We start from the raw sequence: 13,944 nt of genomic DNA, 5'->3' as shown, positions 1-13,944 counted from the left end.
GTGATCGGGCGCAAGCGCAACGCGGAAGATGCCGCGTGCTGCAGCGAATGTGACGCTGACCTCGGCGTCGACGGCGGTCTGGCGAGTTCCTTCCGCTGGATGCACCCGGTCAGCAATGACGAAACCACAGGCGTCTTAGGTATCAAGGAGGAGACCGTGATGAGCCACAACGCTGGATCACGCGCGGTGGTGCTCGGTGGAAGCATCGCCGGGTTGTTCGCGGCAAGAGTGCTCGCGGATGCCTACGACGAGGTGCGGATCGTGGACCGCGACGTGCTTGTCGGAACCAAAGGCGTGCGCCGGTTCTGCCCGCAGAGCCAGCAGGCCAACGGTCTGCAGGCCAAAGGCGTGCACGTCATGGAGGAGCTTTTCCCTGGGATCACTCAGGAACTGGTCGACAACGGCGCACCGATCGGTGACCTGGCAGGCACCTGTCGCTGGTACACCCAGGGTTACCGCCTCAAGCAGGAAACCGCCGGCCTTCCCGCGCTCGGTGTGCTCCGGCCGGTGCTGGAGTGGCACATCCGCGAGCGCGTGCAGGCCATTCCCAACGTGGTCTTCGTTGAGCAGCACGACATCCTCGGGCTCGAGACGACCGCGGACAGGAGCAGGGTCACCGGAGCCCGGGTGCAGGCGCACGGAAGCAAGACCGAGGAGATCATCGAAGCCGATCTCGTGGTCGACGCGACCGGCCGCGGCTCGCGCACCCCGGTCTGGCTGGAGCAGCTCGGCTACGCCAAGCCGGAAGAGGAGCGCAAGAAGATCGACCTGGTCTACGTGACCCAGCACTACAAGCTGCGCCCCGGCTGCGACCCGTTCGGCAAGGACACGGCCATCAACCAGATCGCGCACCCCGGCCTGCAGCGCGGCAACGTCTTCTTCAAGGTCGATGGCGGCCTGCTCGAGCTGACCACCTACGGCCTGCTCGGCGACCACCCGACGACCGACCAGACCGAGCTGTACCAATGGATCAAGTCCCTGGGTGCCAAGGATGTCTACGAGGTCCTGCGCTACGCCGACCCGGTCGACGCGCCGGTCGCGTTCCGGTTCCCGACGACCCTGCGCAGGCACTACCAGAAGCTGGACCGGTTCCCGTTGGGGCTGCTCGTCACCGGCGACGCGGTCACCTGCTTCAACCCGGTCTACGCGCAGGGCATGACCGTCGCCGCGCTGTGCGCGATCACCATGCGCGAGCACCTGCACAGCGGGGCCACCCCGCTTCCGCTCGACTACTTCCGGGACCTGGCCAAGGATGCGATCGACCAGGCGTGGGAGATGACCAACACGATCGACCTGACCTTCCCCGGTGTGAAGGGCGACCGGACCCGGCAGGTGCGCATGGCGCAGAAGTTCCTGAAGAGGACGCAGATCGCCGCGACCAGGGACGGCAAGGTGGCCGCCGCGTACTTCAGGGTCGCCGCGCTGATGGAGACGCCGGAGTCGCTGATGCGCCCCGGCCTCATGCTGCGCATCCTGTTCAAGTCGATGTTCGGCCCGTCGAAGGAAAGCCTGCGGCCACATGTCTGGCAGGCACCCCCCGGCGTCGAGCCGGTGTTCGCCGACGTCACCGAGATGCCCCGGGCAGCGTGATGACCACGGCACACCGGACCTGCCCCCTGTGTCAGTCCGTCTGCGGCCTGACCATCAGCCTCGACGCGGACAACCGTGTCACGTCGGTGCGCGGCGACCAGGACGACCCGTTCTCCAACGGCTACATCTGTCCGAAGGGCGCGAGCTTCGGCAACGTCGACGAGGACCCGGACCGCCTGCGGGTGCCCATGATCCGGACCGGCGACCAGTGGGCAGAAGCGACCTGGGACGAGGCCTTCGCCGCCGTGGAACGGGGTCTCACGCGGATCACCGAAGAGCACGGCAAGAACGCGGTCGCCGTCTACTTCGGAAACCCGACGTACCACACCATGGCCGGGTTCCTGTACCGGATGCCGCTGATCCAGTCGCTGGGCACCACCAACGTCTACTCCTCGGGCACCATCGACCACATGCCCAAGCACGTCGCGGCGGGCAGCATGTTCGGCGACCCGTTCGCGCTCGCGGTGCCCGACGTCGACCGCACCGACTACCTGCTGATCATCGGTGCGAACCCGTTGGAGACACACGGTTCCCTGTGGGCCGCGCCCGATCTTCCCAGCCGGCTCAGGGCGTTGCGCAGGCGCGGTGGCACGATGGTCGTGATCGACCCCCGGCGCACCAGGACCGCGGAGTTCGCCGACCGGCACCTGCCCGTCCGGCCCGGCACCGACCCCTACCTGCTGCTGGGCATCGTCCACACGCTGCTCGCGGAGGACCTGACCGGGATCGCGGTCGACGTCAACGGCCTCGACGAGCTGCGCGCGATCGCGCAGGAGTTCCCCCCGGAGTTCGCGCAGCGGTTCTGCGGCGTGCCCGCCGCCGACATCGTCCGGCTGGCGCGGGAGCTGGCGGCCGCCCCGACGGCCGCCGTGTACTCCCGCATGGGCGGGTCCACAGTGGAGTTCGGCACGCTGACGCAGTGGCTGGTCGACGTGGTCAACGTGCTGACCGGCAACCTGGACAGCGCGGGCGGCGTCATGTTCGCCAAACCCGCCATCCTCGAGGTGTTCCGGTCCGGGCAGCCGTTCTCGACGGGCAACTGGCGCAGCCGGGTGCGGGACCTGCCGGAGGTACTCGGCGAGTTGCCGGCCGCCACCCTCGCCGACGAGATCGAGACCCCGGGTGCGGGCAAGGTCCGGGCGCTGATCTCGATCGCGTCCAACCAGGTCCTCTCGACGCCAAACGGCCCCCGGCTGGGCCAGGCGTTGCGCGAGCTGGACTTCATGGTGTGCGTCGACCCGTACCTCAACGAGACGACCAAGTACGCCCACGTGATCCTGCCGCCACCGCGGATGATGCAGACCGCGCACTACGACTTCCTGCTGTCGATGGTGACGGTGCGCAACTACGCCCGGTTCTCCCCGCCGATCCTGCCGCTGGAGCCGGACCAGCGCACCGAGGCCGAGATCCTGGCGCGGCTGACGCTGATCGCGGCGGGTGCGGGCGCTGCAGCGGACCCGTCCGGCGTCGACGAGATGTTCATCGGCCAGCTGTTCGAAGGGGCCACCCAGATGCCGGGGTCGCCGTTCGAGGGCCGGGACGTCGCCGAGCTGCGGGCCGAACTCGAGGGCGACAGCAGCCCCGAGCTGGTGCTCGACGCCCTGCTCAGGCTCGGCGCGTACGGCCTTTCCCTCCCGCAGCTGAAGGCGAAGCCGCACGGCATCGACCTCGGCCCGCTCGAACCGCGCCTGAAGGAACTGCTGTGCACGCCCTCCGGCCTGGTCGAGCTCGCGCCACCCGGCGTGACCGGCGACCTCGCCCGGCTGCCCCGCGAGCCCGCCGCGAAGGACGGGGAGGTGCTGCTGATCGGCAGGCGCCAACTGCGTTCTAGCAACAGCTGGCTGCACAACGTCCCGTCGTTGAAGGGCGGCAGCAACCGCTGCACACTGCACGTCAACCCGGCGGACGCCGCCCGGCACGGGCTGGGCGAGCGGGCCGTCGTGCGGTCGGCCAAGGGCGAGCTGGTCGTCGACGTCGAACAGACCGACGTCGTCATGCCCGGCGTCGTGAGCCTGCCGCACGGCTGGGGGCACGAGGGCGGCTCGCAGCGTGTCGCCGCGGAAGAACCCGGTGTCAACGCGAACGCGCTGACCGACGAACTGGTGCTGGACGTCCCGTCCGGCAACGCGGTGTTCAACGGCGTCCCCGTCACCATCAGCCCATACCCGACGCCAGCACTTTCCCCGAAGGGATGACCAGGACATGACAGCCGCGAGGAGTGTGCCGGCGGACGGTTTCCCGTTGCCCCCGGAGCCAGGTCTGACGCCGGAGGAGGTCGTCGCCCGCGCGGAGCGGATCGCGGCGACCCTCGTCGACCGGCAGGCGGAGACCGAGGAGCGCGGGTACTACGCGCTGGACACGCACAACGAGTTCCTCGGCGCCGGGTTCTACCGGCTGCTGACGCCGCGCCGTTACGGCGGCTACGAGTTCGACCTCGGCACCTACCTGCGGGTCGTGTCCGCGCTCGCTCGGGGGTGTCCGTCGACGGCGTGGCAGTACACCTTCGGCGCCTCCCACGCCGTGCTGGCGGCGACGCTGTTCTCCGAGGCGGCGCAGGACGAGTTGTTCGCGGGCGGTGATTTCATCTCCCCGGCCACGGTCGCGATGATCGGCATGGCCGAACCGGCCGAGGACGGCGGCTGGGTCGTCGACGGCACCCACCCCTACAGCTCGGGTTCCCCGTATGCCACCCACTTCATCGGCCACACCCTGGTGCCCGGCGGTGAGGGACCGCCGGCGCCGATGATGTTCGCGGTGCCGAGGGCGCAGTGGCAGCGGCTCGACGACTGGGGCGCCCAGCTGGGTCTGCGGGGTTCCGGTTCGCACAGTGTCGCGATCGAGAAGGCCCACATCCCCGCCCACTTCGGACTGGTCGGTACCCACATGGGCATGACCTCGGTCGTGGACGGCACGCCCGGGCTGGAGCTGCACGGCAACCCCCTCTACGGCGGCGGCGTGCTCAGCATGGCCCAGTTCCCCCTCGCCGCCCTCTCGGTCGGGATGGCCACCGGTGCGCTGGACGCCTATGCCGAGCTGATGCGGGACCGCAGGACCATCTTCCCCCCGTTCAGCCCGCGCACCGAGGACGTGGACTACCAGTTCAACTACGGCGAAGCCGCGGGCCGCGTCGGCGCCGCCCAGGCAGCGCTGTCCGACGCGGTGCGGCAGTGGACCGAGACCGCCGGACGCGGTCCGGGAACGTTCACCCGCGAAGTCGACCTGCGGCTGTCGATGATCTGCCGCGAGTCGGTCCGGCTGTGCTGGAGTGCGGTCGCCGATCACCTGTTCCCGACCGCGGGATCCAGCGCGGTCCGGTCCGGGGCGCGCGTCGAGCGGGTGTGGCGGGACATGTCGACCCTGCACAGCCACGCCGGGGTGAGCGTCTTCCTGGCCAGCGTTGCCAACCGCGAGCTCGCCAAACTGGTGTTCGACGTGACGAGCTGACCCCATGCCATCACGAGAGGGCGGAGACCCAGTGCCCGAACAGACCCGGCCCCTCACCGGCGCCGAGTACATCGAGAGCCTGCGCGACGACCGCGAGATCTACCTCTACGGCGAGCGCGTCAAGGACGTGACCGAACACCCCGCGTTCCGGAACCCGGTGCGGATGACGGCCCGGCTCTACGACGCGCTGCACGATCCGGAGCACCGCGACGTGCTCACCACGGCCACCGACGCGGGCGGGCCGCCCGGCTACACCCACCGCTTCTACACCACACCGCACAGCGCCGAGGACCTCGTCGCCGACCAGCAGGCGATCGCGGCGTGGGCACGGATGTCCTACGGGTGGATGGGCCGCAGTCCCGACTACAAGGCGTCGTTCCTCGGCACGCTGGGCGCGAACGCCGACTTCTACAACCCGTTCGCGGACAACGCGCGGCGCTGGTACCGGGAGTCGCAGGAGAAGGTCCTGTACTGGAACCACGCCATCGTGCACCCGCCGGTGGACCGGGACCGGCCGCCGGACGAGGTCGCCGACGTGTTCGTCCACGTGGAACGGGAGACCGACAACGGGCTGATCGTGTCCGGGGCGAAGGTGGTCGCGACCGGTTCGGCGCTGACCCACTACAACTTCATCGCCCACTACGGACTGCCCATCAAGGACAAGAAGTTCGCGCTCGTGGCGACCGTGCCGATGGACGCGCCGGGCATGAAGCTGATCTGCCGCCAGTCCTACACTGCGGCGTCCGCGCTGACCGGCAGCCCGTTCGACTACCCGCTGTCCTCCCGGCTCGACGAGAACGACACCATCCTCGTGCTGGACAAGGTGCTCATCCCGTGGGAGAACGTGTTCATCTACGGCGACGTCGTCAAGGTCGGCATGTTCACCGGGCACTCCGGGTTCATCGAGCGGTTCACCTTCCACGGCTGCACCCGGCTCGCGGTGAAGTTCGAGTTCCTCGCCGGTCTGCTCGCCAAGGCGCTGGAGATCACCGGGGTCAGCGACTTCCGCGGTGTGCAGTCGAGGCTGGGTGAGGTACTCGCCTGGCGGAACCTGTTCTGGGCGTTCTCCGACGCGGCTGCCCGCAACCCGGTGCCGTGGCGCAACGGCGCCGTGCTGCCGAACCCGCGCTACGGGATGGCGTACCGGTGGTTCTCCCAGCTCGGCTACGCGCGGCTGCGCGAGATCGTGCTGCAGGACGTCGCGAGTGGACTGATCTACCTGAACTCCAGCGTGAAGGACTTCCAGAACCCGGAGGTCCGGCCGTACCTGGACAAGTACCTGCGCGGCTCGCACGGCATCGACGCGGTCCAGCGGGTGAAGGTGATGAAACTCCTGTGGGACGCGGTCGGCAGCGAGTTCGGCGGCAGGCACGAGCTCTACGAGCGCAACTACGCAGGCAACCACGAGAACACCCGGGTCGAGCTGCTGTTCGGACAGATGGCGGACGGACAACTGGACGGCTACAAGGCGCTGGTCGACCAGTGCCTGGCCGAGTACGACCTGGACGGCTGGCAGGTGCCCGACCTCTCCTCCTACGAGGATCTTGCCGAGCGCGGCCGCGACCTGCTCGGCGGCTGAGCCCGGATCCGCTCGTCGACGGGGCCTCGCCCCGTCGACGGGCACCAGGTGCTGATCCTGCTGCTCGGGGCCGCGCTGGTGCTCTGCGGGCCGGCGCGGCGGCCCGGCCTGCCGAAGGGCGGGCGCGACGCTCTGGATGACACGCCCACTCCGGTATTCCGCTGACGGCGGGTGCCGCGGGTGGGCTTCCTTGTGCCCGTCACCGAGTGATCCGCCACCGCCGGGGCCGCGGCAGGAGGCACGCGCTGCCCGCCTCCTGCCGCCACTGGGCACCTCGCCCGCCTGCGCGGCAGCACGCGATCAGTGGCACGGACGGTTACCAGGAGGACTGGCGGGGTAACCCCCCAGCCGTACCCGGTAAAGCCCCCATCAGGACGTATCCGCCAATTTGACAACTACTTGCCGTGCTGGTCGGATACGGAGTGTCACTGGCATCGAGAGGCACATCGAGGTGAAGAACGTTGGACACGTCCGCACACCTGGAATCTTTCGCCGTGCAAACGAAAACGTTCGCCGATTGGGTGCATGACAAGGACCCGGAGACCCCGGTGCCCACCTGCCCGCGGTGGACCCTCGCCGATCTCGTCAGCCATGTCGGCGGAACGCAGCGGATGGTGGCGACCCTCGTGGGGCAGCGGCTGACCGATCCGAGCGCCGCGTTCGCCGCCACGGACACGGGGCCCGCCGATCCGGCCCGCTGGCGTGCGTGGTTGACCGAGACCGAGACCGCGGCGACCGAGGCGTTCGACTCGGTCACCGATGACACGCCGGTGTGGGATCCCTCCGGTGCGGACTCGGGAGTTCCGTTCTGGGCGCGACGACTGTTCGGTGAGATCACCGTGCACCGCGCCGACGCGGCTGTCGCGGTCGGGGCGCGGTACGACGTGGCGCCCGAACACGCCGTCACGGCCATCGACGACTGGCTGGAGACGTTGACATCGCCGGGCTACGCGCAAGCCAGACCGGAGTTCGTCGACGCGATACCCGACACCGGCCAGTCGCTGCACTTCCATGCCACCGACACCGCCGACGGATGGCTCGTGCGCCGGAAACCGGACCTGGTCGTTCTGGAGCGCACGCACGCCGAGGCCGACGCCACCGCACGTGGTCCGGCCGCCGAGTTGTTGCAGGTGCTCACCAGGCGTCGACCCCTGGATGACGCACGCACCCTGCAACTCCTCGGCGACCGGGAGCTGTTCGATCACTGGATCGAACACATGGACTGGGTCACCGACTAGAACGTGACGACCGGTCAGTCCTTCTGGACCATGCGTTCCAGATCCTTGCCGCCGTAGTCCTTGCCGGCCACCGCTCCGGCGTAGTGCTCCACCTTCAGGCTGCTGTGCGGAGCGGCGTCCGGATCGCGCGGCGCCGGGCTCGTCGCCCAGGCGTTGTAGTTGTCCAGCAGGTGCTGCGCTTCGCGGGTCGCCTCGGTGAACCGCTCGGCGGGGTCGACGTCGGTCTCCAGCACATCCTGCACGGCCCTGGTCATCACGTCCTGGGCGCCCGCGAAGTCACCGAACACGGCGCCCTGCGACTTCAGGCCACCGCCCGCGGCCGGGGTCGCCCCCGACGGCACACGGTGGATGTGGTCACTCGGCACCCGGTGGTACGGGTGCTCGGCGAACCAGCCCTCGCTCTCGAGCAGGTCGAACGACCCCTGCGTGATCGGGATGAAGCTGTTGTCCTTGTGCCGGTCGGCCGCGTTGCGCGGGTTGTGCAGGAACTGCGTGAACGCGAGCGCGCCGTCCTCGGTGGCCTTGTCCAGGCCCTGTGTCAGCCACAGCGACGTGCCTGCCACCCCGTTGCCTGCGTACGGAACGTGGTCGTTGAACGGGAAGATCCCCACAGCGAGATCGAACCCGGCACCTTCCGCCGCCCGCAGCGTGTAGTTGATGTCGTTCGACGACGAGATCCGGATGGCGGCCTGCTGCTCGGCGAACGGGGCGAAACCCTCCATCCAGCCGGGGATCGCGCCGGTGTGCAGATAGTGACCGTCCCGGTGCAGCTGCCGCCACCACTCGACCCAGGTCAGCATCTCCTTCGACGCCAGGTCGATCTTCGTGGCCCGGCCGGCGCGCCCGTTGTCGTTGTTCACCAGCTGCCCGCCCTGCGTGGCCAGCGCCTGCTGGAAGAACATGCCGTGGTTCGCCCAGGTGATGGGGTACTTGGGGCCGTTCTTCGCGCCGGCGAGCGTCTCGCAGACGGCGGTGACCTCGTCCCATGTTTCCGGCAACCGCGTGACACCGGCGGCCTCGAGCAGGCGGGTGTTCGCGAACAGGACGCTCGTCGTGCCGACCGACGGCATCGAGAACAGCTCGCCCTGGTAGCTGAAGTAGTCGCGGAAAGGCGCGATGACATCGCCCGTCACCACGGGTTCACCGCTGATCTCGGTGCGGCCGCCGATCGCCCTTTCCAGCGAGGTGAACAGCGGGCTGCCATCCTGCTTCGTCATGTCGCGGGCGGACTGGCCCATGTAGAAATACAGTTCGGACACCGCGGGAGCATTCCCCTGCGCGGCCGCCTGCGCGACTTCGAGCGGCGCGTTCCAGAAACTCGTCGCCGTCACCTTGACGGTGTATTCCGGGTGCACCTTCTCGAATTCAGCGCCGATCTTGTACCAGCGGTCCATCCAGCCCGGAAACGTATTGTCTGGCACCCATACGTCGATCACGACCTTGCTCAACTCGATCTCCTCACCGCGTATCCGTAACGCAACATCCTTGCGAGCGCAACCAGTCGTCTGCGACAAACCGACGTTGTCTGCTCACCCACAGGATCACACGGACAGATCGGACAGGACATCTCCACGATTGCTGGCCGGTACTTTGATCGGGCACAACCAGCGCGCCGATCAAAGCACCCACCGCGGCTCAGGATTTCGCGAGATGATCAGCCAGGCAGTCGAAGAAGCTCAGCCAGCCCTGCCTGCTCGGCTCGACGTGCTCGTCCGGCAGATAACCGTTCTGCGTGAGGACGATCTCCGTCTTGCCACCCTTGTCGTTGAACACGACCTTGACCAGCTCGGCGGTGTCGCTGTCGGCATGGTTCTCGTCGACCAGCGTGAACGACAGCACCGCGGGCGCTTCCAGCTCCTTGTACACGCCGTAGAAGGCGACCTCGGTGCCGTCCTCGCCGTCGGACTTCATCGTCGCCGTCCACTTGCCGCCGGGCTGGGCGTCGATCGAAACGGAGGACCGCGGCGTGCTGAACCCGGCCGGTCCCCACCATTCCGCGAGCTGGTCCGGGTCGGTCCAGGCCTCGAACACCCGCTCCCGCGGGGCGTCGACGATCCGGGTGGCCCCGAACTCCTTCTGCTTTACCGGTGAAGCGTCAGCCATTCCATGTTCCTTTCAATTGCACAGCGGGGCCATTCGACTGCCGACCGACAGCGTCGACCACAAACGAATGCGACCCACTTTCGACCTGCGGGCCGCCCCCTGCGCGTGATGTGTGATCTTCTGTATTCAGTTATGCGAACAACGGCCGACACGACCGAAGTCACGGCCCCTTTGGCCGCGACCGATCGTATCAGTCCCGTGCACGGCGGGACGATTACCGTCAGGATTTCGCGAGATGGTCGGCCAGACAATCGAAGAAACTCACCCAGCCCTGTCGGCTCGGCTCGATCTGGTCGTCCGGCAGGTACCCGACCTGACGGAAGACGATCTCCGTTTTCTCGCCGTCCTTGTCGTTGAACACGACCCTGACCCGCTCGGCACCCTTCTCCGGGTCGTCGGGATCGAACTCGGCATGGTTCTCGTCGATCAGGGTGAACGACAGCACCGCGGGTGCTTCCAGCTCCTCGTAGACACCGTAGAAAGGAACCTCGGTGCCGTCCTCGCCGTCCGACTTCATCGTCGCCGTCCACTTGCCGCCGGGCCGGGCGTCGATCGAAACGGAGGACCGCGGCGTGCTGAAGCCAGCCGGTCCCCACCACTTCGCGAGCTGGTCCGGGTCGGTCCAGGCCTCGAACACCCGCTCCCGCGGGGCGTCGACGATCCGGGTGACCCCGAACTCCTTCTGCTTTCTTGCCGGTGAAGCGTCAGCCATGCCATGTCCTTTCAACTGCACAGCGGGGCCATCCGGCTGCCGACCAACGACAATGAACGCGACCCACTTCCGGCATGCGAACTGGACCCCCTGCGCGTGGCGTGATCTTCTGTTGTGTCGGGCTCGCTGTTCGTGGCCGGACGACACCCGTCAGCTCTCAGGTGCCGCCCGACACAAATCGTTCGCCTCCCGGCCTCAGACCGCCGGTTCGGCCTCCGCCTTGGCGGTGTCCGCGTCATCGGCGACCGGCTGGGCGTGCTGCCCGGTGGCCGGCACGTTGCGCAGACCGATCGCGGCGATGACCGCTCCCGCCGCCACGATGATCGCGCTCCCGATCGCCGTGCCGTGCACGCTGGTCGTGATGGCCTGATAGGCGCTCTGCAACAGGTTCCCGGCATCCGCCGCCGGCAGGCTGCTCGCGGCGACCTGGGCACCGGCGATGCTCTCCGCTGCCGTGTCCGCCATCGCGGCCGGCACGCCCGGGTCGATCTCGATGGTGTTCCGGTACAGCGTGGTACCCACCGTGCCCAGCACCGCGATACCCATCGCGATACCGAACTCGCCCGAGGTCGACGTCATCCCGGCCGCCGAACCGAGCTTCTCCATCGGAGCGGACTGCATCGCCAGGGCGGCGCACAGCCCGGCCATCGGGCCCATACCGAGGTTCGCGATCACCAGACCGGTAACCAGCAACGGGATGTCGTTGCCCGTGCCGTCCAACTGCGTCAGCAGCAGGAAGCCGATGGCCGAGACCACGAGACCGGCCGCGATCACCCGGCCTGGCGGGATCCGGCGGGCCAGCAGCGGCGCAACCTGAATCATGATCAGCGTGACGAGCGCGGGTGGCACCAGCCACAGCGCGGTCGCCACCGGCGACAGCCCCTCGACCGACTGCAGATACATGTAGACGAAGAGCTGGTTGCCCGCGATGAACCCGGCGGCGACCGTCAGGCTCAGTGCCGAACTGAACGTCCTGTTGCGGAACAGACCCAGGTCGAGCAGCGGATTGGCGACCCGCTTCTGCCGCCGCAGGAACATGGCCGTACACGCCACGCCGACGACGACGGCGGCGATCGGCAGCGCGGATGCCCCGTCGTGGGCGAGCTGCTTGAGGCCGTAGATGATCGGGAGAATCGCCACGAGCGACAACACGACGCTGGGTGGGTCGATCTTGCCCGCGGCGGGGTTCTTGAACTCCGGCAGCACCTTCGGTCCGAGAACCAGCAGGATGCCCATGACGGGCACGCCGAGGAGGAACACCGAGCCCCACCAGAAGAACTCGAGCAACCCGCCACCGATGATCGGGCCGAGTGCCGTGCCACCCATGAAGCAGCCCATCCACACGCCCATGGCCATGGCGTTCTGCTTGGGGTTCTGGAACATGGCGGCGATCAGCGCCATGGTGGACGGCATGATCGTGGCACCGGCGACACCCAGCAGGGCCCGCATGACCATCAGCATCTCGGGGCTCGTGGAATACGCCGCCAGCACCGAGACAACGGCGAACGCGCCCGCGCCGATCATCAACAGCCGTTTGCGGCCGATCCGGTCGCCCACGTTTCCCATCGTGATGAGCAGGCCGGCGACCAGGAATCCATAGATGTCGGTGATCCACAGCTGCTGCACACTGCTGGCCCCGAGATCACCACTCAGATGCGGCAGCGCCAGATACAACACGCTCATATCCAGGGCCACCAGGATGGTGGGCAGGGCTAGCACCGCTAGCCCGATGAACTCTTTCCGACCGGCCAGCGCGGTCGTTCCAGCGCTTGTGTCCATGAACTTGCACTCTTTCGCGTCGTCGGGTCCCGCGAGCAGCCCCGTGGGAAACACACCCTTCTGTGCGCCCTTCCTGTTGTACCGTCTGTAGCGAACCGATTCTTCTCCGAAAGTGCGGTGTACTCCAGTCAGTCCAGTGCGGTCGCATTCGGCGCTATGTCGCCGCGGAACCGGCCGGCCGGGTCGACTCGCCTCCGCACCTGGTCCACCGCGGCGACCTGCTCCGGGGTGAGGTGCCCCTGCGGCTGCTCCACGTGTTCGACGAACGAGGGCACCGTCTGCCCGGTGTCCCACCTGCTCAGCGCGGCCCGCACCTTCGCGGCGTGTTTCCGCAGCGCCTCGACGGTCACCGGCCCCATCGGCACCCCTGACCCCGCGTAGGAGAACCGGGCGTCCAGGTGGTTCAGCACCCCGCCGGCAGGGTCCGGCCGCGTGTACGCGCCGCCGAGCTGGCGTAGTCCCGCCGCCACCAGCGGCGAGCCCGATCCCTCGCCGAGCACCCGCAGGAACGCGGCCTCACCGCCGTCGTCGAGTTCGCCGAGCAGCATGTGCTCGCCGACGACGGGAACCGGATCGCTCGGATCCATGTGCGCCGCCAGCACGGCGGACGGGTCGGCCCGTTGCCAGGTGTCCATCACCGGTTCGGCGATCGCGCGCAACGGGTCGAGCAGCGCCGCGGCCAGCCTGCTGGCCGTGGTCTCGTGGTCGTCGTCCGGGCAGCGCACCGCGCCATCGACGCAGATGACCGGCCCGTTGGCCAGAGCCGGTGGAACGCCGGGGAGCGGGGGCAGGTTCAGCACCCGCAGCGACGTCGTCACCTCGTCCGGGGCGTCCAGCGTCCACGCCCGCCACGCGGCCAGCAGCTCGGCCGCGTGCCTCGCGGGCCAGAACGCGGCGCCGGTGTGCACCGACGACGCCGGGAACAGGGCGATCTCGACCGCGGTGACGACGCCGAAGCCGCCGCCACCGCCCCGCAACGCCCAGAACAGCTCGGCGTCGGTGCCGGCGTCGACCCGGTGTGCCTCGCCGTCCGCCGTGACCAGTTCGATCGCCAGCACGCTGTTGGCGGCGAGACCGAACCGTCTGCCGTATGCACTCATACCGCCGCCGAGCAGGTAACCGACGACCCCGACGGTCGGCGACGAGCCGTGCGGCGCGGTCAGCCCGTGCGGGACGGCGGCCTCGACCACCGCGCCCCAGCGGGTACCGGCCGGCACCCGCGCGACCCGTCTGGCGACGTCGACCTCGACCTCACCGCGCAGCGCCGTCCTGACGAGCACCGCCCCGTCCATCGGACGTTGCGCGGCCGCCGTGTGCCCGGTGGCGAGGATGCGCACCGGTGACCCGTTCGCCTCGGCATAGCGCAGCGCCGCGCGGATGTCATCGATCGTGTGCGCCGTCAACGCCGCCGCCGGCTCCGGCACGGCGGCGAGGTTGAACACCTGTGTGGCTTCTTCGAAGCCCGGCTCATGAGGAAGCGAAACGGTTTTCGGTGCCAT

10 protein-coding genes are annotated in these 13,944 nt (G+C 68.6%); 5 read left to right on the top strand and 5 right to left on the bottom strand.

Going from position 1 to position 13,944, the window contains the following annotated elements; genetic code table 11:
- Positions 1-159: 159 nt before the first annotated feature.
- From ACFPCV_RS26345 to ACFPCV_RS26325, 5 genes are all read left to right on the top strand, one after another.
- The gene (locus ACFPCV_RS26345) at positions 160-1,590 is read left to right on the top strand and encodes an FAD-dependent oxidoreductase (RefSeq protein WP_378059025.1); all 1,431 of its coding nucleotides are present in this window, start codon (positions 160-162) and stop codon (positions 1,588-1,590) included.
- Positions 1,590-3,785: a molybdopterin-dependent oxidoreductase gene (locus ACFPCV_RS26340; RefSeq protein WP_378059024.1), complete on the top strand. Its 2,196-nt coding sequence runs from the start codon at positions 1,590-1,592 to the stop codon at positions 3,783-3,785. The genes ACFPCV_RS26345 and ACFPCV_RS26340 overlap by 1 nt, the downstream gene beginning before the upstream one ends.
- A 7-nt stretch (positions 3,786-3,792) precedes the next feature.
- Positions 3,793-5,034, top strand: coding sequence for an acyl-CoA dehydrogenase family protein (locus tag ACFPCV_RS26335; RefSeq protein WP_378059023.1), 1,242 nt, complete (start codon positions 3,793-3,795; stop codon positions 5,032-5,034).
- 4 nt (positions 5,035-5,038) lie between these two features.
- Entirely contained in the window at positions 5,039-6,613 is a 1,575-nt protein-coding gene (locus ACFPCV_RS26330) for a 4-hydroxyphenylacetate 3-hydroxylase family protein (protein WP_378059022.1), read from the top strand.
- A 461-nt stretch (positions 6,614-7,074) separates the two neighbouring features.
- Positions 7,075-7,851 carry a maleylpyruvate isomerase family mycothiol-dependent enzyme gene (locus ACFPCV_RS26325; protein ID WP_378059020.1) on the top strand — a complete coding sequence of 259 codons (777 nt, stop codon included), beginning with the start codon at positions 7,075-7,077 and terminating at the stop codon, positions 7,849-7,851.
- A gap of 14 nt (positions 7,852-7,865) precedes the next feature.
- Here ACFPCV_RS26325 and ACFPCV_RS26320 read toward each other — a convergent pair whose 3' ends face one another.
- From ACFPCV_RS26320 to ACFPCV_RS26300, 5 genes are all read right to left on the bottom strand, one after another.
- Positions 7,866-9,299 carry an extracellular solute-binding protein gene (locus tag ACFPCV_RS26320; protein ID WP_378059019.1) on the bottom strand — a complete coding sequence of 478 codons (1,434 nt, stop codon included), beginning with the start codon at positions 9,297-9,299 and terminating at the stop codon, positions 7,866-7,868.
- Between the two features lie 187 nt (positions 9,300-9,486).
- Entirely contained in the window at positions 9,487-9,954 is a 468-nt protein-coding gene (locus tag ACFPCV_RS26315) for an SRPBCC family protein (protein ID WP_378059018.1), read from the bottom strand.
- A 220-nt stretch (positions 9,955-10,174) separates the two neighbouring features.
- Positions 10,175-10,666 (bottom strand): SRPBCC family protein, encoded by a 492-nt coding sequence (locus ACFPCV_RS26310; protein WP_378059017.1) that lies wholly within the window; start codon positions 10,664-10,666, stop codon positions 10,175-10,177.
- 195 nt (positions 10,667-10,861) lie between these two features.
- Entirely contained in the window at positions 10,862-12,445 is a 1,584-nt protein-coding gene (locus tag ACFPCV_RS26305) for an MFS transporter (RefSeq protein WP_378059016.1), read from the bottom strand.
- Positions 12,446-12,573: 128 nt separating this feature from the next.
- On the bottom strand, positions 12,574-13,944 hold the full coding sequence (locus ACFPCV_RS26300) for an FAD-binding oxidoreductase (protein ID WP_378059015.1): 1,371 nt from the start codon (positions 13,942-13,944) through the stop codon (positions 12,574-12,576).

Source organism: Actinophytocola glycyrrhizae (genome assembly GCF_042653545.1).
Classification (GTDB): domain Bacteria; phylum Actinomycetota; class Actinomycetes; order Mycobacteriales; family Pseudonocardiaceae; genus Actinophytocola; species Actinophytocola glycyrrhizae.
Note: the sequence above shows the minus strand (reverse complement) of the source record. Positions and strands in the feature narration are given on the sequence as shown.